General features: G+C 38.6%; 23 protein-coding genes. 6 read left to right on the plus strand and 17 right to left on the minus strand.

The annotated features are described in order from the left end of the window. Positions 1-186 precede the first annotated feature (186 nt). From cyoE to hpt, 3 genes are all read right to left on the minus strand, one after another. Positions 187-1,107, minus strand: a complete 921-nt coding sequence (gene cyoE, locus BANA01_RS26495; protein WP_063255374.1) for a heme o synthase — start codon at positions 1,105-1,107, stop codon at positions 187-189. Between the two features lie 151 nt (positions 1,108-1,258). Continuing rightward, positions 1,259-1,489: a hypothetical protein gene (locus BANA01_RS26500; RefSeq protein ID WP_082799689.1), complete on the minus strand. Its 231-nt coding sequence runs from the start codon at positions 1,487-1,489 to the stop codon at positions 1,259-1,261. Between the two features lie 30 nt (positions 1,490-1,519). Then, complete coding sequence (gene hpt, locus BANA01_RS26505; protein WP_063255394.1) at positions 1,520-2,023, minus strand: hypoxanthine phosphoribosyltransferase; 504 nt, start codon at positions 2,021-2,023, stop codon at positions 1,520-1,522. A gap of 258 nt (positions 2,024-2,281) precedes the next feature. Between hpt and BANA01_RS26510 the strand changes: the two genes are divergently transcribed. The 3 genes from BANA01_RS26510 to BANA01_RS26520 are packed head-to-tail and all read left to right on the plus strand — an operon-like array spanning position 2,282 to position 5,858. Then, entirely contained in the window at positions 2,282-3,649 is a 1,368-nt protein-coding gene (locus tag BANA01_RS26510) for a spore germination protein (protein WP_063255375.1), read from the plus strand. Continuing rightward, a complete protein-coding gene (locus tag BANA01_RS26515; RefSeq protein WP_063255376.1) occupies positions 3,646-4,740 on the plus strand; it encodes a GerAB/ArcD/ProY family transporter in 1,095 nt (364 codons plus the stop codon). The genes BANA01_RS26510 and BANA01_RS26515 overlap by 4 nt, the downstream gene beginning before the upstream one ends. Then, positions 4,737-5,858: a Ger(x)C family spore germination protein gene (locus BANA01_RS26520; RefSeq protein ID WP_063255377.1), complete on the plus strand. Its 1,122-nt coding sequence runs from the start codon at positions 4,737-4,739 to the stop codon at positions 5,856-5,858. The genes BANA01_RS26515 and BANA01_RS26520 overlap by 4 nt, the downstream gene beginning before the upstream one ends. Before the next feature lie 111 nt (positions 5,859-5,969). On the opposite strand, the gene BANA01_RS26525 is transcribed toward BANA01_RS26520, so the two are convergent. Further along, positions 5,970-6,566, minus strand: coding sequence for a vWA domain-containing protein (locus tag BANA01_RS26525; protein WP_063255378.1), 597 nt, complete (start codon positions 6,564-6,566; stop codon positions 5,970-5,972). Between the two features lie 94 nt (positions 6,567-6,660). Between BANA01_RS26525 and BANA01_RS30475 the strand changes: the two genes are divergently transcribed. Both BANA01_RS30475 and BANA01_RS26535 read left to right on the plus strand, forming a co-directional pair. Beyond that, a complete protein-coding gene (locus tag BANA01_RS30475) occupies positions 6,661-6,972 on the plus strand; it encodes a hypothetical protein (RefSeq protein WP_235847244.1) in 312 nt (103 codons plus the stop codon). Positions 6,973-7,230: 258 nt separating this feature from the next. Further along, complete coding sequence (locus BANA01_RS26535) at positions 7,231-7,659, plus strand: VOC family protein (protein WP_063255379.1); 429 nt, start codon at positions 7,231-7,233, stop codon at positions 7,657-7,659. A gap of 57 nt (positions 7,660-7,716) precedes the next feature. On the opposite strand, the gene BANA01_RS26540 is transcribed toward BANA01_RS26535, so the two are convergent. From BANA01_RS26540 to BANA01_RS26560, 5 genes are all read right to left on the minus strand, one after another. Beyond that, positions 7,717-8,463, minus strand: coding sequence for an amino acid ABC transporter ATP-binding protein (locus BANA01_RS26540; RefSeq protein ID WP_063255380.1), 747 nt, complete (start codon positions 8,461-8,463; stop codon positions 7,717-7,719). A 15-nt stretch (positions 8,464-8,478) separates the two neighbouring features. Continuing rightward, positions 8,479-9,138: an amino acid ABC transporter permease gene (locus BANA01_RS26545; RefSeq protein ID WP_063255381.1), complete on the minus strand. Its 660-nt coding sequence runs from the start codon at positions 9,136-9,138 to the stop codon at positions 8,479-8,481. A gap of 64 nt (positions 9,139-9,202) precedes the next feature. Continuing rightward, entirely contained in the window at positions 9,203-9,979 is a 777-nt protein-coding gene (locus BANA01_RS26550) for an amino acid ABC transporter substrate-binding protein (protein WP_063255382.1), read from the minus strand. A gap of 119 nt (positions 9,980-10,098) precedes the next feature. Next, a complete protein-coding gene (locus BANA01_RS26555) occupies positions 10,099-10,641 on the minus strand; it encodes a GNAT family N-acetyltransferase (RefSeq protein WP_063255383.1) in 543 nt (180 codons plus the stop codon). Positions 10,642-10,657: 16 nt separating this feature from the next. Continuing rightward, a complete protein-coding gene (locus BANA01_RS26560) occupies positions 10,658-11,902 on the minus strand; it encodes an MDR family MFS transporter (protein ID WP_063255384.1) in 1,245 nt (414 codons plus the stop codon). 101 nt (positions 11,903-12,003) lie between these two features. On the opposite strand from BANA01_RS26560, the gene BANA01_RS26565 reads away from it, so the two are divergent. Beyond that, positions 12,004-13,650 carry an ABC transporter substrate-binding protein gene (locus BANA01_RS26565; protein WP_063255385.1) on the plus strand — a complete coding sequence of 549 codons (1,647 nt, stop codon included), beginning with the start codon at positions 12,004-12,006 and terminating at the stop codon, positions 13,648-13,650. Positions 13,651-13,692: 42 nt separating this feature from the next. On the opposite strand, the gene BANA01_RS30090 is transcribed toward BANA01_RS26565, so the two are convergent. The 8 genes from BANA01_RS30090 to BANA01_RS26600 all read right to left on the minus strand — a co-directional run bounded on the left by BANA01_RS30090 (position 13,693) and on the right by BANA01_RS26600 (position 24,678). Further along, the gene (locus BANA01_RS30090) at positions 13,693-13,866 is read right to left on the minus strand and encodes a hypothetical protein (RefSeq protein ID WP_169803753.1); all 174 of its coding nucleotides are present in this window, start codon (positions 13,864-13,866) and stop codon (positions 13,693-13,695) included. Positions 13,867-13,955: 89 nt separating this feature from the next. Further along, positions 13,956-15,230 (minus strand): L-cysteine desulfidase family protein, encoded by a 1,275-nt coding sequence (locus BANA01_RS26570; RefSeq protein ID WP_063255386.1) that lies wholly within the window; start codon positions 15,228-15,230, stop codon positions 13,956-13,958. 147 nt (positions 15,231-15,377) lie between these two features. Then, complete coding sequence (locus BANA01_RS26575) at positions 15,378-17,168, minus strand: ABC transporter ATP-binding protein (RefSeq protein WP_063255387.1); 1,791 nt, start codon at positions 17,166-17,168, stop codon at positions 15,378-15,380. Further along, positions 17,165-18,904: an ABC transporter ATP-binding protein gene (locus BANA01_RS26580; RefSeq protein ID WP_063255388.1), complete on the minus strand. Its 1,740-nt coding sequence runs from the start codon at positions 18,902-18,904 to the stop codon at positions 17,165-17,167. The genes BANA01_RS26575 and BANA01_RS26580 overlap by 4 nt, the downstream gene beginning before the upstream one ends. Positions 18,905-19,054: 150 nt before the next feature. Next, entirely contained in the window at positions 19,055-21,439 is a 2,385-nt protein-coding gene (locus BANA01_RS26585) for a polyprenyl synthetase family protein (protein ID WP_063255389.1), read from the minus strand. Between the two features lie 140 nt (positions 21,440-21,579). Beyond that, entirely contained in the window at positions 21,580-22,788 is a 1,209-nt protein-coding gene (locus BANA01_RS26590) for an ABC transporter permease (protein WP_063255390.1), read from the minus strand. After that, positions 22,785-23,465 carry an ABC transporter ATP-binding protein gene (locus BANA01_RS26595; RefSeq protein WP_063255391.1) on the minus strand — a complete coding sequence of 227 codons (681 nt, stop codon included), beginning with the start codon at positions 23,463-23,465 and terminating at the stop codon, positions 22,785-22,787. The genes BANA01_RS26590 and BANA01_RS26595 overlap by 4 nt, the downstream gene beginning before the upstream one ends. Next, entirely contained in the window at positions 23,449-24,678 is a 1,230-nt protein-coding gene (locus BANA01_RS26600) for an efflux RND transporter periplasmic adaptor subunit (RefSeq protein ID WP_063255392.1), read from the minus strand. Before BANA01_RS26600 ends, BANA01_RS26595 begins: the two co-directional genes overlap by 17 nt. Between the last annotated feature and the right edge of the window lie 271 nt (positions 24,679-24,949).

Raw genomic sequence — 24,949 nt, forward strand, 5'->3', positions numbered from 1 at the left:
TGCGTGATGAAAGACAAATCAAAAGATTCTACACCGAGATTTGTCCTTCATTCGCGTGATGAAAGACAAATCAAAAGATTCTACACCGAGATTTGTCCTTCATAAGGATTTTCGTTTGCTCTAACAGTGCAAAAAAAACTGCCCCTGGCCTGCAAAATTAATGCAGGTCAGGGGCAGTGCTCTTTTTTAAAAAAGGGTCACAGCAACCATCAATAAAAATAGGACTGTTATATAATTTACTGAATACAAAAATATTACATGCGCCCATTTTAGATCATTTTTCACAAAAAAGCCTTTAATACTTACTGCCAGCCAGCCGACATTTAACAGTGTGGCAATCACAATAAATACTGCACCAAGCTGCCCTAAGAAAAATGGCAGTGGAAGTAAACAGGCGACATAGATTAAAATTTGCACTTTGGTATTTTTGAATCCCTTAACTACTGGAAGCATCGCCACACCGGCAGCTCGATATTCTTCACACTTTTTCATTGCAATCGCAAATGTATGTGGCATTTGAAAAACAAATAAGATGAGAAACAAAATAATCGGAACGATATGCATGCTTGACTCAATCGCTGCCCACCCGATTAACGGTGTTACAGCCCCTGATACACTCCCGATGATTGTATTAAACGTATATCTCCGTTTTGACCACATCGTATACAAAAGTACATATGTGAACCAACCAACGAAACCATAAAAGGCCGCTTCGATAGTCGTAAATAATAACATGATGAAACCGATTATGGTAAAGGTAATCCCCATTATTAAAACTACTTTAAGAGGAATATTGCCTGTTACTGTTGGGCGTTTTTTGGTTCTTTCCATAATTGTATCAATATCCACATCATACCAATTATTCAAGATCAATGCTCCCGCCATGACCAATGTGCTGCCGATGATCGTTAAGAGGAATACTCCCAGGTTATCTACTAAAGATTTTCCAGTAAAGTGCAGGGCTAACCAGAATCCAGAAAAGACAGGCAGGACATTAGCAAGCAATACACCAGCCTTAAAAAGCGCTTTTAAATCCTTCACTAAGGTAGAATTTCTTAGAAGATGTGAATTTTCTTTTTCACTAGAAGGTATTTCATTCATACCCATTGACTTAATACCTCCTAACTATTCCTTACCTTCATTAAATCACACTTTTAAAGCCATATACATGATTTGAATCACTTTTTATTGCTAACACCTATCATCCTGCCGGAATACTAAAAACTGTGGGAATATTTTCATTTCCCACAGCTTCCGTTTATCTCTCTTTACTTTCGTTCAATTCATCAATCAGCTGTTTTGTTCTTTTTGCATTTCCTTCTGCAAAATTTTCGAGCCGCTCTTTTAATTCATCATCATCATGAATCCGCTCCGCTGTAATCAGGTACGTCCTCATAAGATCTTCTTCTACTTCAATTGAATGTTCCAGAATTTCTTCAAGGTTATTTTTTTCTTCTTCATTCTTTCCTTTAAAAATATTTGCCGTCAAACCAGAAAACCTCCTCCTGGATTTAGGAAACTAAACCTCTTCCACGGTCGCAATATAAGGTAAGTTTCTATACTTTTGCGCGTAGTCAATTCCATATCCCACGATGAATTCATCTGGGATGACAAATCCAACATAGTCGACTGGTAAATCCACTCTTCTTCTTTCAGGCTTGTCTAAAAGTGTGCAAATTTTAATCTGCTTCGGTTTATGCATATTTAAATGGTCTCTCAAAAAGTGCAATGTCAAGCCACTGTCAATGATATCTTCAACCACCACAACATTTTTATTCGTGATATCTTCATCAAGATCTTTTAAAAGCTTCACTTTTCCAGTTGTTTCTGTTTGGTCGCTATAACTTGAAACGGATATGAAATCTACGTTAATAGCTCCTTTCATCTCACGAATCAAATCAGCTGCAAAAACAAACGAACCTTTAAGCACAACAATTAACATGATAGCTTCATTGTTAAAATCCCTTTCAATTTCCTCTGCTAATTCTTTTACTCTTTGTTTAATTTTTGTTTCTGAAATCATCGTATCTTTCACTCGATAAGCCACTACTCATTCCTTCTTTCTTCACATTCCAGATAGAAAATCATTTTATTTTCAAAATAACACTTGATATCACTGCTACCATTTTCACCTTAACAAAAAAGCGTGCCCCTAACAACCTAATCATAATGTGTATGATGATTGCCAATGAGGACAAGATAAACCTAAAATTCCCTTCTTCTAAGAAAACATGCAAATTGCTGGTAACTGAGGGATAACCGATTAGGAGGAGAGGTTTGAATGAGTTTAATAAAAAATAATAAAGGGAACATCCGTAAGACGCTCGACTGGTTATCAGAGGAAATAAAGCCATCCTTTGATTTGGTGTACAAACCATTACATATTGATGATAAACATGCAGAGCTTTTATACATCAAAACCGTTGTGGATGGAGCACAACTCCAACAGCTAGTCATTAAGCCTTTCTTTGAATTGGGAAACGACCGGCATGTAGAAGCCTACCTAAACTCGCTTCCAAACCTGCAAGATATAGAAGCAAAAGAACAAATTCTGCTTGAATTGACCAAGGGTAGTGTGATTGTTGCAATTCGGAACCAACTCCTATTATTGGATTTAAAAAGAGTCAAATCGGATTCTGTTTTAGAAACCATGATAGAGCCGACGATTCAAGGACCTCAATTATCTCTGAGTGAGGATATTGCTACTAATATAAATCTTATTCGCCAGCGCTACCATAAGCCTTCGCTTAAAGTAGAGACGATGGATATAGGCGAAAAAACTCATCTTACCTTGGCCATTCTCTATGACGAAGAAGTTGTCCTCAATGAAGTCTTAGATAGCATTAAAAACAAACTCAAGTCAATTAAACCGCAAACGGTCCAATCAACCATGGAGTTGAACCGTTTACTAAACGATAAAAAACGCTCCTTAATGCCCATCATGATGATGACAGAGCGCACCGACCGTGTCGTTTATAACCTAGCAGGAGGCAAGGTTATTCTTTTACTCGATGGCAGTCATACTACCGTCCTTGCACCTGCTGTCTTTTTTGACTTTATGTCATCGATGGATGATAAATACGGATCCTACTGGATCACGAAATTCTTAAAACTACTCCGCTATTTTGGATTGTTTGCCTGTCTAATCCTCCCAGGATTATACGTGGCGGCTACATCCTACAATCCCGAAGTTTTCCGAGTAGAGCTTGCCCTATCTGTAGCAGGAAGCAGAATTGGTGTCCCATACCCCTCGTTTATTGAGGTTCTCTTTTTGCTTGTTTTCATGGAACTTTTAACAGAGGCCAGTATCCGCCTGCCAAAGGCGGTAACTGGTACTGCCACAACAGTTGGAGGACTCATTCTGGGACAAGCTGCAACAGAAGCAGCCCTTGCATCCAATATTATGATTATTATTGTGGGTGCCGTGGCGATATCAACCTTTGTCATACCGATTAATGAAATGAGTTTTGCCATACGCGTGGTTCGTTTTATTCTCCTTGCCTTCTCCAGTTTTGCTGGTCTAGCAGGTTTGTTATTTGGCTTAATCGGATTACTTATGTATTTGGCACAATTGGACAGTTTCGGAGAACCCTATTTTAAGATCTACCTTCAGAGCAAGCGAACAGAAACGGAGAGGACTTCCACATGAACCGTTACTTTTTTTACCTTGTCTTTGTCAATATGGTAGCCAATGTTGTCGCCTCCGTCCCCAAGATTCTCATATCACATAGGACGGAGGGAGCAATCGTTTCCATGATAATTTCCTTTTTTTTAGGATTGGTTTTCTGCTATCTCTGTACCCGTTTTTTTAATTTATTCCCTGGTAAAGGTCTTCCTGACTTGACTAAGAAGTATCTTCCCCGGTGGTTATCCTTTACGATGATTTTTGTCACTTCGTTCACATGGTATATCGCTGGTCTTATTACATTAGTGACATTCTCCTTTTTATTAAAAAGGTTTTTAACCCCGGATATGCCTTTGACCTGGATTACAGCCACCTTCTTGGCTTTTCTCTCCTATGGCATTTTGATGAAAAGCAAGAGTGTCCTTTTTACAATTGAGACCGTTCTGTTATTCTGTCTGCCTTTTATTTTTGTTATTACACTCAAAGCATACACAGCACCTGAGTTGAAGTTGGATTTTATCAAAGAATCGCTAATGTATATCAATCACTATCCTAGTTTTCCAGCAGTCGCCGCTTCTATCTATTTATTATTAGGTGGATTTAATCTCGTCATCTTTAATCGCCTTTTTAAAAGAGAACAGCGAATCAACTGGAAAAACATGCTCTTTATAGGGTTCATTGGGGGTGGGACGTTTGTTACTACATTTTTTATTCCGATTGGAATGCTCGGGTTTGATGCAGTCGAACACGTGGTTTACCCATGGATTACAACCAGCGATACTCTTCGATTAGAATTTTTTATTGTAGAGCGTGTGCTTTATATCTTCCTGCTCCTATACTTGGCCATTTCTTTTCTGAGCGTTCTGATACACTGGCATGTTACCTTGGAACTGCTGAAAAGCATTTTGTGGTTTAAAAAAATGACATTGTACAAACATAACCTTACCCCTTATCTTTTTATCGTGCTTTTTTGGCTGGGAGGCTTAAAAAGTGTTACCAACTTGACTGAATACCAACTTATTCAGTTTTCAAGCTATTTTCTGAATTACCTGCTCTGTTCATTTGCTGTAATGTTTGGCCTTTTTTGGATGATTAAAAGGAGGGCTAAGGTTTGAAGATATCCGTACATCGTTTAGGAAGACCCTTTACTGCTACAGTACTCGCACTATCACTGATGATTCAATCAGGATGTGGATTTAAAGACATCGACAAAAGAATTTTCGTCCTTTCTGTCGGGATTGATCATACGGATAACGAAGAGAAACCTTACAAGATCATCCTTAAACTTGCAGTTCCCTCTGGTTCCCTAAAGCAATCAGGTACTGAATATACTTATCTGACAAAGGAAAGTGAATCAATCGCATCAGCCATTCGCCTATTAAAGACACAGGTGGATAAAGAAATCGATTTTGGGCATGCAAAAGTGATTGTGTTAGGAAAGGAAATCCTTCACCATGACTTAACAGAGGTGCTGGACATTTTTGTCCGAAGAAGGGACATTCAGAGAATCTCCTGGGTAGCCGTTGGGAAACCAAATGCTGAAAGTGTTTTAAAGGCAGAGCCTTCGTCCGAAATGGCAGGCTCCCATGCCTTATTTAATCTTTTTGATCAAAATGGGGTTGAAAGTTCATACATCGTAACTACTTTTCTTTTTGACCTTAGGCGGAGAATGCTAGAGACGGGAATAGATCCAATTTTGCCAGTTTTAAGTGCAAGTAAAGATAAGAAGAAAATTATTGTGAATAGCTCTATCCTCCTTGCTAAAAATAAAGATCCTTTAAAACTGAACCCTAAGGAGACTAAAATATATAATCTGCTGGCGAATAACGTTCAAAGGACGGATTTAACGGTGAAAAGGGACGACCTACAATATACCGTTTCCATCGATACAGCAAAAACCAGTTTTAAAATCATCACAAATCCAAAACAGAAACCAGTCATAAAAATGGATATTTCAATGGAAGGAATTATTGAGGAATCCAACCAAGGAATGAATATAAATGCCCTTAAAACCTTTAGTAAGCAGGCGAGTGAAGAAGCAAACAAAGACATCACAGCCCTGCTTAGTAAGTTACAGGAAAATGAAGTAGACCCTTTAGGTTTTGGTGTTCGGTATAAAGCGACGAGGCTGCATTCTAAGGATACCGATAAAGAATGGCTAAGGCTTTATCCTAATATGTCCTTTGATGTAAATGTTAAGGTCTCTATCATGAGTACTGGTATTATAGAATAGCAAAAAATCACATAACCCACATAATGCCTATCAATGAACATATCAACGATAGGCATTCAGTTAAACTTACATTGTTTCCTTCAAGAGAATGGTATCCCTTAATCTCTTGGATCACTCTCTTTGCCCGGATTGTCTTTTTTCTCTCACTACCTCACTTACCATCTTATACATACATTCTACTCCCTCTTCTGATGCCTCAAAGCTATATGCATTTTCAACATTGATACCCAGACTGTCCGCTTCTCTTTCAGTATCGATATTAGCCCCAAGAAAGATAAAATCCCAGTTATATTTCTCCTGTTGATGACTAATTAACTCTTTCACCTTTTTGTAAGAATATTCCCTGCTGGCATTCTCAAAGCCATCCGTTGATATCACAAAAATAACCTTGCCTGGCCTTTCGTTCTCATTGGTTTTTGCTAATCGATAACCAACATCTAGAATCGTTTTTCCTATCGCGTCAAGCAGCGCTGTACACCCTCTAACATAATATTCGTTTGATGTCAGTCTCACGTTTTCTGCCTCAATACCATTCCATACCATTTCATAGTGGTCATCAAACAGAACGGCTGTGACCAATGTTTTTCCTTCTACTTTTCTTTGTCTTTCAATAAATGCATTAAATCCCCCAATTGTATCACCTTCAAGACCACCCATCGAACCGCTCCGGTCGAGAAGAAAAATAATTTCTGTTAGGTTACTGTTCATAATCTATCATCCTTCCCATTTATTTATATTATAATAATAGGTGAGTTTATCCATTATTTGGTCGCTTGATAAGCGACACTTTTGGGGGTAGGTTATGTTTGATCGAGAACTATTAGAAGAATTGCAGCATTATGTTGACACTCACTTACAACCAGTACTTCATGAAATGACGCTATACAGTTCTGAAGAAAGATTGATTTCTAAGGATATTCAATCGATTGATATAGAGGAATTTATTAAAGATAAACGTCAGCCTGCCTTCAATCAGACTTTGTTCTGTTTTATCGATAAGAAGGGCATCAGTGATAGTGATGTTTACAGACGTGCCGGAATAGATCGCAGGCATTTTTCAAAAATACGCTCAAAACCAGAGTACAAACCAGGAAAAATACAGTTATCGCCCTAGCACTTGCACTGGAACTAACGAAAATAGAAACTGAAAGACTATTAAGTTCCGCTGGCTACACGCTATCTGACAGCGATACCTTTGATCTAGTCATCCAGTTCTGCCTTGAGAAAAAAATATATGATTTTTATGATATCAATCAGGCGCTCGATTATTTTCATTTAAATCCGCTGATATAAAAAGGATAAAAACAGATTAATATCGAATTAATCGGATAGAATGGAATTTGTACATAGCCATTTAAGAGGAGTGAAGAAAATGCCAATAAATGCTTATCTTGTTTTTAATGGTAATACCCGTGAAGCAGTGGAGTTTTATGCGAAGGTTTTTAAAACGGAAGCACCGCAAATTATGACCTTTGGTGATCAACCGCAGCATCCTGATTACCCTATGCCAGAGGAAGCAAAAAATTTAGTCATGCACACTCGGCTGAATATTGATGGAAGTACTGTTATGTTCTCTGACAATTTCCCTGGATCGCCATTTGTAGAAGGCAACAACGTGACAATGGCACTAGTAAGTAAAAATTTAGATGATATCCAATCTTGGTATGATCAACTAAAAGACGGCGGAAAGGTTACCATGGAGCTGCAAGAAACCTTCTGGGCAAAACTCTATGGACAGGTAACTGATAAATTCGGTATCCATTGGCAGATAAGCCATGATACCGGAGAATACGGAAGTTAATTTGTACAAACAAAAGGGATACAGCTTCTAATGACTGTATCCCTTTTTGCTTTCTAATTATTTCAAACTTCTGCTCAAGAAGGCTTTCGTCCGTTCATTCTTAGGATTAGTAAACAATTCTGCAGGGTGCCCTGATTCAATAATTTCTCCGTTATCCATGAAAATAACCCGATTAGCAACTTCCCTGGCAAAGCCCATCTCATGAGTAACGACTATCATCGTCATCTGCTCTTTGGCAAGTGCCTTAATTACCTCTAGAACTTCCCCAGTCAATTCAGGGTCCAGCGCTGAGGTTGGTTCATCAAACAAAAGGATTTCAGGGTTCATCATTAAAGCTCTAGCAATAGCCACCCGTTGTTTTTGGCCGCCTGATAGATTTGCAGGATAAGCATCCGCTCTCTCAGTAAGACCAACTTTCCTCAACAGATCATTACTTCTCTGCTGAATCATTTCTATCGGCTCATTCTTTACTAATTTAGGAGGCAGTTCTAAATTCTCTTTAACCGTCAAGTGTGGAAATAGATTAAAATGCTGAAAGACCATCCCCATTTTTGAAGTAATCTTTTTGATTTCCTGCGGTTTAGCGTAGACTCCATCTTTAACGAATGAATCACCATCGATCGTAATGCTTCCTGCATTTATTTCTTCCAAGTGAATTAAACTGCGGAGCATGGTGCTTTTCCCGGAACCAGACGGTCCAATTACCGCTATTACATCATTTTTATTTACATCAAATGTTATCTGTTTTAGCACATCCAGCTTGCCAAACGATTTTCTAAGGTTGGAAACCTCAATGATAGCCACATTTACCAATCCTTCTTATTCAAATTTGTATCTTTTTTCAATCCCTTTAAAAATAAAGGTTAGAACGAGTGTCATAATGAGATAAATTACTCCAGCGACAAAAAATGGAACAATAGTAAAGTCACGGTTTACGGCAGTTTGAGCGTAGTGCAGCAACTCTGGTACTGCAACAGCATAGAGCAAAGCAGTATCTTTAACAAGTGTCACCGATTCATTTGCAATAGCCGGCAGTGTGACCCGAAACATTTGGGGTAAGATGATTCTTGTTGTTGTCTGCCACTTACTTAATCCAAGAACCTGTGAAGCTTCATATTGTCCTTTATCAATTGCCAGGAGTCCACCGCGGAAAATTTCAGCAAAGTATGCAGCGTAATTTAAGACAAACCCTAAACAAGCTGCAACAAATCGGTCTAAAACTAAATACTCACCAACTACAGGCAGCATCGGAAGTCCGAAGCAAATTAGCAGTAATTGCAGTAACAGAGGCGTCCCCCTCATGATATAAATATAACCCTGAGCAAGTAAGGATAAAGGCTTCAAGCTGCTTTTTACAGCAAGCGTAAGCAAGAAACCAAATGGAATTGAGACGATAATAGCAATAAAAAACAATAGAACGGTCATCTGTGCACCTTCAAGCATTGGTACCAGAATGGACGTAAAATAGTCTAACGTCATTGAAAACTCCTCCAAAAACAAAACAGGGTTCCCAATGGAAATCCTGTTTCACCTTATTTTCATATTACTTTAGTACTTTATCTTCTCCAAACCACTTTTCAGAAATACTAGCAGCTGTTCCATCCTCGTTCATCTCATCAAGTGCCTTTTGGAGCTTTTCAAGCAATTCTTCATTTCCTTTTTTCACACCAATTCCATATTCTTCTGGAGCCAGTGATTCATCAAGCACCTTAAATGTACCTTCTTCTTTCGTCATATAATAATCAATAACAACTTCATCAATGACCACCGCATCTAAGCGACCACTCTTTAAGTCTGTCAAAGCTTGTACATTATCTGCAAATTCAGTAACGGTCTTAAGTTTATCTTTTACCGGAGAAGCATTCAAGGCATCTGAAGCTGAAGAAAGTGACTGAAGTCCAACTACTTTACCATCTAAATCGTCTAGCTTTGTAAGCTCAGAATCAGCTAGGGTCACAAGTACCTGTGCATTTTTCAGATATGGTTTTGTGAAAAGGACCTTCTCTTTCCGTTCATCCGTGATGGTATATCCGTTCCAGATTAAATCAATTCTACCGCTGCTAAGCTCTGCTTCTTTTGTTTTCCAGTCAATCGGCTGAAATGTAACTTCCGTACCCATTTTTTCTGATGCAGCTTTAGCATAATCAATATCAAAACCTACAATATTATTATCCTTATCACGGAACCCCATTGGCGCAAATTTATCATCGATACCAATGACAAGTGTTTCTTCCTCTTTACTTGTTGATTTAGAGCACCCTGTAAAAATTACAAGTATTGCACTTACTATAAGAATCATAATTGCTAATTGTTTCTTCATTTGTATATACCCCTTTTATTATCAAATTCACTTTAGCACGTTACCATATTATCATACTACCACATTATAACACTATAATATTATGTAGTACAACATAATAATAAAAAGAAGCCTATTTTTTAAAAATAGGCCCCATTCGTTGCTATTTTCCATATCATATGATCTTGTCCTTGTCCCCAATAATCCTTTAGTATATATTCAGGTTCTCCGAATTTCTTATACCAGATCGTTTGGGCAGTTTTGAAGCCGCTGTCAAGACAGAACTCTTGAATTCCCCGGGCTATTAATATCTGTAACATCTCCGCTAGGAGTCTATTCCCGACACCCTGTCTTTGATAATCGGGGTGTACGTATACCGTCCCAATTTCAACCATCGTCCCGAGTTCTCCATTGGTACACTCTTGAATCAGTTCATTTGCTGTCCCCCATGCTATTGTCCCAATAATTTTGTCTTCAGCCAAAGCTATTAAAAAATATCTTTTCTCTCCTCTAGTCTCAAAATCCAATTTCAAATACTTTTTCTTACTTTCAATATCAGCTTCAATATCTTCGACTAACTCCGCTAATCCTTCTCTTGCAAAGGTATCAGTTAAGACCGTCTTAAAAAATAGGTTAAGTTCCTCTGTATCTTCGATTTTAGGTCTTCTAATCTCAACTTTTATTACCTTAAACCTCCAATTATGTTGACATATTTTTTTGAACGCGTATTTTATTTACGACAAAAAGTCCACTATAGAGAAGGAATGTCCCAGCCATTAAAATGATACCTAAGTAAACCGACATCATCGTCGGCACTAAAAATGCCCCCAAAACAATCGCACCACGAGCGATTAAATCAGCTCCACTAAAACCTAAATTAGAAAAGGCAGAATAGGATCCGCGTTTATCCTCTGGCATCATATTTGCTTTTTCAGCATTGGCAATCGGCGAATAAATAAGCTCACCTATTGTCGCTATGGCATTAAATAAAACCAAAACGTACCATATATTAGCGGATGTGACAATGGTATAGCCTGCACTATACAGCAGAAGTCCTAAAAGCAGCATTTTCCTTGGAGAAAATTTATCTGTCATTTTCGTTACAAAGAATGTTAGGGCCACTACCATCAGCATATTTTCGATATTTAGGAAACTGAGCATTCTTACCCCTGCCACTTCAAAGTTTCCGATGAATATTGATTTGAATTCCTTCGCTAATCGCACCCCGATATAACTGTTAAGTGAGAATTCAGCTGCAAAGATAAACATTGAACCCGCAACGGCCATAACAAATGGTTTATCTTGAAAAGCAACTTTATAATTTTGGAACAGATCCATAAAAATATTTTCATGCTTTTTTTCCAGTAGTTTAACTCGAGTATCCTGCAGCCATATTCCATAGGCAATCGGCAAACTAATTGAAACGACCGTGAGCGTGATAAAAAGCTCTAATTGATGACCCACATATAAAAGGCCGCCCAATGCAGCCCCGATAGCCATTGCTAGATTAACCAGCCAATAATCAAGAGCATAAACACTTTTCCGATTTTCGGGCGTTGTCGAGTCAATAATAATTGCGTGCACGGCAGGACGGCCGAGACTGCTGGTAATCGTAAAAATTACATAGCTGACCGCAAACAATACAATCCATTTTTGGTCTGGCAATAAGCTCACAGTCATTAGAGCAAACATAACTGCACTAGACGCCGATGATGTGATAATAATTTTTTTACGAGGGAAACGGTCTGAAATATAGCCGCCGATAAAGTTAATAAAAAAACTAATAATGACCGTAATTGCTAAGAAAATACCCGCCCAAACAGCACCCTTATGCTGTGCAAAGAAGAGCGCCATAAACGGCATTACTGAGCTGCCAATCGCTCGGTTAAAGAACGAGGTAATCAGTCGAACCTTAATATTTTGGGGATAGTCTTTCCATGCCATAAAATACCAACACCTTTCATACTATTTATAGTAAACTAGACGTAAGAATTTAAAAATGACCAATTTTCAAAATAATGTCTACTTTTAAAAGGAATGAGAATATGGACCAATATCTACTAACATTATGGAATTCTGATGCTGCTGGAGAGGTAAAAGTACAACAGCTTGCAGAAATAATTAATCTCAGTACAAAGCAAACACGACGAAAACTAAAACAATGGCAAGAAGATGGCTGGCTTACATTTCAAGCTGGCGTGGGCCGGGGGAACGAATCAAAACTAAAATGGATTAAGGACGTGGAATCAGAGTATGAACAACAATTTTTATCAAAATTAGAAAAATACTCGATTGAGGAAGTAAGTAAATTATTATTATATGAATGGTCACTAGGAACTAAGCAACGTTTAATGACGCGATTTCAAACTAAATTTGGATTTCATCAAGAGGAGCAGGATCGATTAATCATTCCCCGATTTTACCGCTTTTTAACGTATCATCCATTAAAGGCCGCAGATGTACATAGTGCAAACTTAATTGCAAACATTTACAACCGTGTCGTAGCATTGGAGGAGGATAATATAATCATTCCCGAGCTTGCTCATAGCTGGGAAGTCACCGATAAGAAGTTAACATTATACCTTCGAAAAGATGTAGCCTTTCATGATGGTTCCATTCTCAATGCGGAGGACGTTGTCGAATCCTTTTCTCTGATGAAACAGGATGAAATATATGCTGAACTATGGAAACCAATCACAAAGATATATTCTTCTGCACCTCTAATCGTAGAAATTGAATTTCCAAGTGGCTGTACCTATATTTTGCCGCTTCTTAGTATGATAACCGCGAGTATTTATAAAGAATCAAACGGTCAGGTCATTGGAACAGGCAGCTTTTATATGGGAGAGAATACAGAGGAGAAAACCATATTACGCGCTTTCAAACAATATTACGGTGAGCGCCCGCTATTAGATACTGTAGAATTTATCCAGGTTTCGAGAGAGTTTGGAAATGTATATTATGGGGCCCATGAATCAAAAGAGGTTGGAACCTTTAAAGTGGAAAGTGACTCGGGCTTTGGTATTGTTGTGATGAATAGTAATCGTCATACCGATATTGCTAGAAAGGAAGTTAGGGATTACATTCATATGTTGATAGACAAAAATCGTTCGCAAATATCTACAATTAATGCACTTATTTCCGAAAATTGCTCTGGTTGCTTAATCGGTTTTTCCAAGCCTTATTCAATGCCAAAAATAGCAAAGCCATCACTTTCACAACCATTACAAATGAAGTACACAGGCTACGCCAAGGATGTAACCATTTGGCTGAAGAACATCCTTGAAAGAGCAGGGATTAAAGTAGAGTTAGAGGAAGTCTCGTTTCACAATGCCGTGTATGATGATGATTTAAAAGTAAATGCGGATTTATTTATACATGGAGAAATATTTGAGTTAAACCAAAGCTTTTCCTTTTTTAATTTTATGAAAAATAACTTTTCACCACTGCGAAATTTAATACAATCTGATTCTTTTTTACAGAATTCTATCCTAGCCTATGATTATTTGCCCTTTGAACAATGGATGGATCAGCATTTAAAAATAGAAGATTATCTAATAACAAATTCCCACTGTATCCCGCTCTATTATTCAAAGAGGCAAATACCTTTTTCCATTAATTTAATGAACATCAAAATGAAGCATTTTGGTTATGTAGATTTATCGAAAATATGGATGAAGCCCAAATATTAGTACAAAAACAGTGCCTGACATCTAGATGTCAGGCACTGTTCATTAATCTTGATACCCTGATAATTGTTGCTGGACTTCGTTTAGGGAATTAATTGCTTGTTGGATCTTGTTTTTGTTATCTGGTTTTTCAGCGTTACTTAGTGCTTGTTGCAGTGTATCAACCGTGTTTTGCACCGATGACATACCTTGGTCAACATATTGTTTAGCCTTTGGCATATGTACACCTCCTTCATTATTTCAGAAGTAGTATCTGCACATATTCCAAAAATATTAGGAATTTTACTTGAAGTCTTTGGTGAATTTACTTATTTTTCCATCATCAACTTTAAGATTAGTTCGTCCGTATGCCTTGTCCCTTCATTTCCCAACTTACAAAAGCTTTCAATACTTTTCTCCACGTCGTCATGGATAAATCCATCAGTAGATTTAATTTCTTGATTGTTGAGTGCTAGAAGAGCTGATTGTACCGCTACATTCGAACAGGTAGATACTTTCATCGCACAGCCAGCCTTGGCACCATCACAAATCATTCCCGAAACATTACCAATGGTGTTTTGAATTGCGGCTTTAATTTGATCCAGTTGTCCATCAAGTAAATAAACGATTGCCCCACTTGCACCCATTCCTGCAGCGGTTACACCACATAATGCTGAAAGCCGACCAAACTTTGATTTAATATGAATTGTAATAAGATGGCTAAGTGCAACTGCTCGGATCATCTTTTCCTCTGAAACCTGCAATTTTTCTGCGACTGCCACCACTGGAAGTGTCACGGCAATTCCTTGGTTGCCACTTCCAGTGTTCGCCATTACTGGCAGTGTTGAACCTGCCATTCTAGCATCCGATCCTGCGGCAGCTAAGGACATCGCTGCTGTGGCTATATCATCTGATAGAATTCCCTTTTTTACATTTTCCTTAATGGTTTTCCCTACTTTTAATCCATAATCCCCTTGAAGACCTTCTTGTCCAATTACTTTATTTAGTTCGATACTCTTTTTTACGAGAGATAAGCTGTGTATATCGACCATTTGAACCCATTCAACAATTTCATCAATTGTCAGTGTGAATAATTCCTCTTCATTAGACTGAATTCCGATATTTTCGCATCCACCTTGAAACACAACCTTACCGTCAACTTCGATTAACGTAATATTGCTATGATTATCAGAAATAACCACTTTAGAAGTATTCTGATTGGTTTTTAGGGTCACTTCAATATAAAGTCTTTTTGGTGTATCGGCTTGACCAGAAAATACTTTACCTTCTTCTATTAGTCTTAAAGCGGAGTGTTCATCTTCAAAAGTAAGTCCATCCAATAATTCCAATTGTTTCATTGGATCCCCCGACACAGCTCCAAGAGCTACAGCGAAATTAAGCCCACTAGCAGTCATTCCAGGAATCCCAACAGACTTAGCATTTTTTATTATATTTCCACTCGCTTTTAAAGTTATCTTTTCAATTTGCCCTTTTGCATAGCTTTTTGCAGTTGCTGCTGCCAATGCAATCGCCACTGGCTCCGTACAGCCCAGTGCAATGACTAATTCTTTTTCGAGAATTTCTTCTATTTTATGATTCTTCATTATGTTCCACACCTACTTTTCTAAAATATCTTATATAAGATATTACCATAGCAGAGCAGATATAATTTGGGGTAATTTTACCAATTAGTCCATATCGTATAAAAAAGAGTCTTTCTTGGGAACGAAAGACTCTTTTAAATGACTTTATTACATTGAATGGCTGATTGTTTCTTCTCCAATTTCTACTTCTCTTCCAAACAGTCTAGCATAGACTCCGTTGCTATTTTCCAGTAAATCTACGTGTCCGCCCTGTTCGGCAATTTTTCCATTTTCTAAAACAATAATCTTATCTGCTGAGAGAACGGTTGAAAGACGGTGAGAAATAATAAGAATCGTTTGTTTCTTACCTGTTTTCAAAACGGACTCATTGATTTTCGTTTCGGTGATAGGGTCAAGAGCAGAACTGGCTTCGTCTAGAATTAATATAGGTGCATCTTTAATAATGGCTCTAGCGAGCGATAAACGCTGCTTCTGTCCTCCAGAAAGAAGACTTCCCCGTTCTCCTACCTTTGTATTCAAGCCTTCCGGCAGACTTTCCACTAGTTCATCCAGACCGCTATCATGTAAGGCTTTAAATAATTCTTCATCCGTTGCGTCTGGCTTTCCGATTCTTAAGTTATCCGCCAAGGTACCATTCCGCAATTGAACATCTTGGGTCACGATTGCTATTTGTGAACGCAGCCACGCTGTGTCCCATTCAGTAATATTTCTGCCATCTACTTCAATCCGACCATTGCTAGTCTCATAAAATCTAAATAGCAAATCTACGATGGTAGACTTCCCTGAACCACTTGGCCCGACTAGTGCTACTTTGTCACCAGCATGGATATCAAAAGTAACCCCTGACAGCACGTTTTCTTCTTTTTCTGGATAAGCGAACGTTACATCTTTCAGCTTAATACTGCCGCTAGCCCTTCCACCTTTTATGCCTTCCAGTACTTCAGCTTCCGCTGGCTGGTGAGAAAGGAGTATATCTGAACGGTCTAACGCTGGTCCAGTTCTTCTGACAGATAGCCAGTTACGCAGCAATCGCTGCATTTCGTTAGCTGCAATCGTGACCAATCCACCCGCGGTAAGCATTTGTCCGCTTGTCAAACTATCATTCCAAATTAATAATGTACTAATCAGGTAGACAATGGCTAAGGCAAATCCATTATAACTGGCAATGACCACTACGGATTGCATTCTTGCCTTTAATTCCTTGATGGAATGCTTTACGAAAGAGTTTCGGATAGCAATAACACTTTCCACTTCATTTTCTGAGACTCCCATCACCCGAGATAAATGGATTCCCGTAACCGATTCTCTCAGCCTTTCAAGATATCTAGAAGCCTCTTGTCTCGCGTCTGCAGAGGCAGCTCTAGTCCTGACTCCAACATAATTAGAAGTCCAATAAAAGATAACACCGAGGACTACACTGGTAATCATTAAATAAGGATGAATCCAAAGCAGTACAAGGCTGTAAATAAATACCCCCTGAACACTTGCCATAAAGGTGGAACCTTCCCAAGCAAGAAAGTTATGGAGAGTATCAGGGTCATCCGAGACTCTTGCCAGCAATTCACCAGAAGAATTGTTATGGTAAAAGGAATAAGGCAGTATCTGCAAATGCCTAAATAGACGCAGCTTTTGCCAATTGGTAACTGTCTTTGCTGTCTGATGACAAAAATATTCATCAATAACCATCATGACTAAATCAAAGATGGAAGAAAAGATTAATAACCACATCAACCCCCATAGCCAGGAGTGGTTCTCATTCGGAATGATAGTATCCACAAGCCAACTCAGGGCTAATGTTGGGATTAAGGCTGAAAAAACCTGACTTATCGCGATAACAATTGAGTCAGCAATTACCCACTTTTTATAAGGCTTTAAAAACGCCAGAACTCTGCGGCCATCACGATTCTTATTTTGCTGGGAGACTGTGTTTACGCTCATCCAATCATCTCCTTTTCCAACTCACTATATTGGGCTTTATATAATTCATAATACTGCCCTTTTAATGCCAGCAGTTCTTCATGTGTTCCTTCTTCTGCCACCATGCCCTGATCTAAAAGGAGGATTTTATCTGCATTCCTGACTGTGATCAACCGGTGGGCGATTGTGATGGTTGTTCTGCCTGGAATTAATTGTTCAAGTGCTTCCTGGACCTTTTCTTCTGTCTCCCCATCCAAGGAGGATGTCGCTTCATCGAAGATCAAAATTGGCGGCTGGCGTAGAATGGCTCTTGCAAGTGCTACCCTTTGCCTCTGTCCACCGGATAGCTTTAATCCGCGTTCACCGACCACCGTTTCATACTTATCGTCCAAAGATTGTATTAATTCAGTTAACCCCGCAGCTTCAACCGCTTTATCTAATTCTTCTTGAGTTGCTTCCTTTTTTCCATATAAAAGATTATTTCGCAGCGTACTGTTTAAGAGAAACGTTTCCTGAGAAACGACTCCTACCTGCTGCCTAAAGCTATTTCGGTTGCAGGCAAAAAGATTCTTTCCATCGATATGAACCGACCCTTTCTCAGGTTCATATAAACCAAGGAGAATCTGTATAAGTGTACTTTTCCCGCCTCCGCTTGTACCAACAATGCCAATGTGATTCCCTTGGTCCATTGAGAGTGATACGCCTTTTAGGATTTTTTTATCACTGTTAGGATAAGTAAACCAAATATTATCTAAGTTAATCTTACCCTGAACTGCACCAAAGGCTGGCAGGTGTTCTTCATGCTCTTCCGGCAAATCGAAATATTCATAGATTCTTTGTAGTGCTGGAATTGCCTGTTGAATCGTTAAAGCATTCTCAGCCAACGACCGGACAGGCAAAAACATAATCGGAATAAAGTTAAGACAAGCAATCAAGGTTCCAATGGTAAGATTGCCTTTCCAAATGGAGAAGCCCCCAATTAACATAACAACACCGGGAGTTGCTATATTAAATAGATTGCCTAACCGCCAATTGACCTTTCCAATTAAAGCTGCACGGATCGAGTAGTTTTTCCATTCTGTCTGTTTTTTCTGCTGCGTTTCAATTTCCTTTTTCTGCGTCTGAAATGTCCTAACAAGTCTAGTACTTTCAATGCTTTCCTGTAGGTGCTGATACATGTCTGCGCTCATCTCTCTTTGCACAGCGCTCATTTTCCGCATCGTTATCCCTAGTTTAAATGAAGGAAATATGTAAATGGCAAATACCGCAAACATGACAATGGCTGCCGGCCAGTACAATGCGAATACAGCTGTAAAAGCAGCAATCGCACCAATAACTTGCTGTAATATACGAGGAACGACCGTATTATTTAAGTTTTGAACGGACTCGACATCATGAGTTAACCTGTATAACATATCTCCTCGAGGTGTTGTAGTAAAAAAAGACATCGGTGTTCGATGCAGCTTTTTAAATGCACGGATTTGCATGTCTGTTATCACATCTAGACCGATTTTCACCTGCACATACTCCTGCAAGGTTTCAAACAAAGACTTGCCTAGAAAAGCGATTAGTACACCACCAACAATCCATAGTAAAAAGGTTGTATCTCGGGCACCAATTACTTCATCCACTAGTTTACCTGCCAATATTGGAGGCAAGATGGTAAATGCTCCGCCAATTAACGAAAAGGCAAGAGCAAGCAGTAACTTTCTCCAATATGGTTTAAAATGACCCAATGTAGTTTTTAATAAATTCATAATAATCCCCCTCGCGAGATATTATTTTATTACAAATAATAGAAATATTCATTACTATTTGAAAAAAATTTTCATTTTCTTCCTTTTTTCTTGCTGACACACAAAAAGGTAACATCCCTGGGGGTGTTACCTTTTTGGTCAATACATCGATTAATGTTCACGGTGGACCATATAGTTGAGTAAATGCTTGAGAAAAGCGGTATTTCGCGGTATCTCTTGAAGGGTCTCCATTGCCAGACAATAATGTTCCCACATCGCTTTTTTAGCTCCATTTAAGCCTAAGATTGATACAAAGGTCGAATGATTATTTTCTGCATCTTTTCCAACGGATTTTCCAAGTGTGTTCGTATCCCCTTCAACATCAAGGAGGTCATCTTTAATTTGAAATGCAATTCCGGCATGATAGGCATACTTTTTCAACGCTTGCATTTCCAATTCTGTTGTATGGGCAAGAATAGCCGGCATAATGAGAGCAGCTTCAAAGGCGATTCCGGTTTTATAAAAACACAACATATTCAATTGTTCCAGTGTTAATGGTTTACCTCTAGAACCTAAGTCCATCGCCTGTCCTTTACACATCTCTGCCGTCATTTGCGCCGAATATTGAATCAAACTTAGTACTGTTTTCGAATCAAAATCTTCTAGCATTGATTGTTCCTCTATCGCCTTCTGGGTAAGAAAAAGGGCTGTAAGCTCGGCAATTGCATTGTTATAAACCATGTGAAGAGTTGAACGTCCTCTACGGATAGACGCATTATCTTGGGATGGCAAGTCGTCAAAGATTAGGGAAGCAGTATGCATAAATTCCAATGATCGCAGCAGCGGCACAATGGCCGATTTACTTAATTGATATTCATTTATACCCATTATCCACGTAATGATTGGCCTCAGCCGTTTTCCATCGCCTTCAAGACTATAGTTTGCTGCCTCAGTAAGTGGCTCTTTTAATAAAATTGCAGTTTCATCTTTAGCGATAGGTAAGAGCTGGTTAATTTGTTCCCTTACACTGTCAATACTCTCTTGAAATTCTTCTTGCTCTTTCCGATCCTTTTTAAGACTGGTAATCATATGATCTCGGAGAAGTTTATCAAAGAAGTCAACATCATCGGCTTTATTGACCATCTTTTGAATTACTGCATTAAATTCCGGAACCCCAGAAGCAAATATCTCCATTACTTGATTGTATTTTTTTATGCCTACACGTTCTTTATATCTTTTTAATCCATTTATCGCGCGATTTAAAATGATCTCACGGGCCTTTTTATCTGAATGATAAACATGATGTATTAAATTGGATATGACACTCCAATATAATTCAAATGGGTTTATAAGATCATTACGCTGATTATGATATTTCAGAAAATAGGTATAGGGTGTGACCGCACCATTTTCCAAGTCATCAAACATATCTGCAAAGTCATCTGCGAGTTGATTGTATATACCATAAAAAAAGGTTCGTTTGTCAAAGCCCTCATCTTCCTCTGCAGTAATGACGGAGCGGACAATCAATCGTGAGGAGGCAGATTTAAGAATGACCGGGATGTAGAGCTCTTCATTGGTGTATGCTTCATTTGTTAAGTCCTTTTCTCGGTCCACTTCCTGTGAATGAAAAAATACATACGATTGTTCAAAGAATGATCGTATGGTCTCTGGCCGCTGTTGCGCTTTTATATACTCAAATCCCTCCCGAAGCTCTGAATGAATGAAGGTGATTAAAGCTTTATTCTCTTCTTCCCAATCACTGCCCAATTTCGGTACTGCTCCCGTGGTAAGCGTGGTACGAATTAAATCGGAGTATTGTTTTTTCTCTTTATCAGATAGAACTTTGGAGTCTAGAAGATCATCAATAAAGGGATAAGTCAAACCATAGGCATAACCTAACCGAATGGCTCTATCAAGTCTATGAGCACGTCCATCAGCAGAAGTTCTATCACCCATTTCTTCCATCTCGTGCAAAATAACTCCAGCTATAATTTTAATTAGCTTTCGCTGTGCATGATCCGCATCCATTCCCTGAGGAATATGGTTAGCTACTCTCTTTAGTTTGTTCATTAACCAGATTATCGTCAATTCAATTGATTCCTGCTGAGCCCATCTGTACAGCCAAGCCATCGAAAAAGTCTCATTTTTATTTTTTTTATTTTCCTGGGATTGAGTAAGATTATTTTTTAAACTAGTAACAACACTTTGAATCCTTGCCTCTGTCTCTTTAGAATCGAGTGCTTTACCTAAATCACGCATAAAAATATAAGAGATGCTTCTATCTAGGTAGTTATCTAATTTTCCTGTATAATCGAGCCATTGGAGATAACTATGATACTCAAAGGAAGTCGGTTTTCTCTTTCTGCGAGAAAGGAAAGTTACGATTGAATGATGGGGAATATGATTGTGCTTCCAGGATTGTATATCACTTGTAAGCGTAGTAACATAGCTTTTTTGCATCACTTGCTGATACAGCGATTGAAAATAATTACTTGCCTTTTGCTCAGCCATTGCATAGCAAGTATCTTCATTTATTAATACCGTCTTCATCATTTAAACATTACCTCAACTTCACGTTCGCTTTAGTATGTATATTAATAATACACGTAAGCTTTCGCTTTATAACTATTAAACTGAAAATTATATAAAAAAATCCCTTCAGACCTTTCAGCTGAGGGATCATTCATTTTCTGTTATTCGTATCTTAATGCCTCAATCGGACTAAGCTTAGAGGCTTTGTTCGCGGGAAGCAATCCAAAGATAATACCTATTATGGCTGAAAAACTTACCCCAATTAGAACGATCAACGGACTAACGGTTGCAGTAATAGGCGAAAACTCTGAAACAAGTATACTGCCTATCGCTGCCAAACCAATTCCAATCAGCCCTCCTAATGAGGTTAATGTGATGGACTCAATAAGAAACTGTAATAAAATCTTCCTTCTTGTCGCACCAATGGCTTTCCGCAATCCAATTTCTCTTGTCCTTTCCGTTACCGAAACAAGCATAATATTCATGACACCAATTCCGCCTACTAATAGAGAAATACCTGCGATACTTCCAATTAGCAGTGTTAGTAACGATATCATTGTGTTTAATTCTCGTTCATAATCTTCGAAATCATTTGTTGAATACTTGCCGTTTTCAAGACCTTTTACTGCTGTTAACGTTTCAGCAGCGCGCCTGCCTGTTTCAGAGATGTTTTCAGGGTCGCTTGCAATCACTTTTAATTGTTCAATTTCTCGATTTCCAAACATCATAGAGATGACAGAACGCGGCATAAGCATTTCACCCGTTTCCTTATTTCGGAATTGTTCTGGCAGCGGTGATTCATACACACCCACGACTTTATATGGATTATCATTTAGATTAATAATTTCCCCGATTGGGTTTTCGGATTCCTTAAAGAACTTTTCTCTTGCTATAGTATCAATCAGCACTACCCGATTCAAACCATCGTTATCTGCTGCATAGAGAGATCGTCCTTCAACTACTTGAATATCTCTAGCAGGGAAAAATTCCGCTCCAACACCGGTAATTTGCATTTCACCCTGCTCATCATTATGTGTCATCATTCCCCAGCCTTGATTCGTTGCAACCACTGCCTTTACTCCGGGAACTTTAGAGAGTGTTTGGACATCTTCAGACGTTAATTCTGGTTCTTCCCAAAACATCATTTCCGGGTCATCTTCAGGGGGAATATACTCATAATAAATATCAATCGCATTCTTGTCGGTACTAAACAATTCATCCGTCATTTGCTTTTTTGTACCTTGACCAATTGCTACGATAGTAATAACAGCAGCTACACCTATGATAATACCAAGCATGGTAAGAATGGACCTTATTTTATGATTCCAGATTGACGAAAGGGCGATTTTAAAACTATCCCATATGTTCATGTGGTTACCCTCCGGTCATCCGTGATCAAACCATCTTTAATCGTGATGATCCTTTTAGCATAGGCCGCTATTTCTTCTTCATGCGTAACAATGATGACCGTTTTTCCTTCTTCATTAAGCTGTGTGAACAGTTTCATTATTTGTTCGCCTGTATTCGAATCAAGTGCACCCGTCGGTTCATCAGCTAAAAGAATAGTTGGATTATTGACTAGCGCCCTTGCAATCGCAACACGCTGTTTTTGGCCACCCGATAATTGATTTGGTAAGTGTTTCATCCGGTCTCCTAAACCAACTTTTACAAGTAGTTCCTTTGCTCTTGCTGTTCTCTCCCGTTTGGAAACCCCAGCATATACAAGCGGTGAGGCAACATTTTTAATTGCATTGTCTCTAGGGAACATGAAAAATTGTTGAAAAACAAATCCTACATGCTCATTTCGAAGCTTCGCGAGGGTGGTTTCTTTTGCTGCAGCGATTTGTTCGCCGTTTAGTTCATATGTACCTGAAGATGGATAATCCAGAAAACCTATAATATTCATTAACGTAGATTTTCCTGATCCAGAAGGCCCCATAATCGCGACAAATTCTCCATCTTCTATGGTTAAATCAATACCATGAAGGACGGGAACCTCTAATGAACCCTTACCATATACTTTTCTAATATTACTTAACTTCATCATAGTCGGTCACTTCCATTCCATCGTGCATTTCTTCAGTTGGTGTAAGGACCGCAAGCTCTCCTGGCGAAACTCCTGATGTGACTTGAATGAAAGCGTCGTTCATAACTCCGGTTTGCACTTCGCGCCTTTCTAATTTCCCATCCTTTAAAATATAAACAACCTTGATCCCCGCTTCATCGATTAAAGCAGGATGTGGGATTGCAATTTTTTTTGCGGCATCACCTGCTTTTATTTCTAAGGAAACATGGAAGCCCTGACGTAACTCGGATGTATCGTCTGTAATGACAACCTTAAAAGGATACATAGTCACGTTACCAGCTCCACCGCCGCCTTGAAATCCTTCTCCCCCGCCGCCATCGGCATTTGGAAATTGTGAAACAGATTCAACCGTTCCTTTCCATTCACGATCTTTAAAAACTTTTGGACGGATAATAACTGGTTGTCCTTCCTTAATCTTGACTGTGTCAAATTCACTCATTGACCCAATCACTTTATAGGGTTGGCTAGAAATAATGTGGATGACAGGTTCTGTTGCACCAGCCTCCGTATTTACTGGATTTTGATTAACCTTTACAATAATCCCATCCATTTTACTAACAACCGTCATTTGATTTTTCTGTGCATTAAATTCTTTTATTCGATCCTCAGCCGATGTAATTTCCGTCTTTGTATTTTCATACTGCATTTCTTGTTGAACCTTTTCATTCGATAGCTGATTTATGTCTTCTTGTGTTAGCAAGCCCTCAGGTGCCCCTTCTCCTGTACTAGTACCCTGCGTTTCCAACTTCTTTTTCGCCTCGGCTAGGCGCTTCGTAAAATCAGCAATCTGGCTTTGTTCTGTTTTCCCTCTACTTTGCAGCAATTCTTTTTCACGAACAGCTTTCTTAAGTTCACTCTCTATTTTTGAAGAATCATAGACTACTAATGGGTCCCCAGCTTTGACAGCCTGGTTCTCTGTAACTTTAAATTCAATAATTTCTCCCTTTTCAGGTTCTAAATAGACTTTTTGTTCACTTTCGGGGACAATTTTACCCGTAACAAGAATCGATTCTACCAATTCTTGTTCACTGACTTTTTGTACACTAATATTCATTACACCATTATCTTTACTTACCTGTTTTGTTCCTGCATTTGCATATAAATATGTACCCGTGCTTGCAATGATAAGTATTCCCACAATAGCCGCTACCCAAATCCACACCTTTTTCTTCACCCATATACCCCCGTTAATTCTATTATTTATCACACTAATATCTACTATAAAGGTACTGGAAAAATTTTCAATAGATTTAAATGGTATATTTTTTCATTTACAATCGATAGAATCTATACAAACTAAAAGCCCTTCTGCTGAAAGGGCTCAGGCTGTCGAGAATGTCTCGACAGCCTTTATTTTGATTATGATTATACAGAGAATAATCAAGGTCCTGTATTAAGGACAAATCCTTGCTTGGTACTCAGTCAATTTGTCCCTAAGACCCTAT

Origin of the sequence: Neobacillus niacini NBRC 15566 (assembly GCF_001591505.1) — a bacterium.
Lineage (GTDB): Bacteria > Bacillota > Bacilli > Bacillales > Cytobacillaceae > Neobacillus > Neobacillus niacini.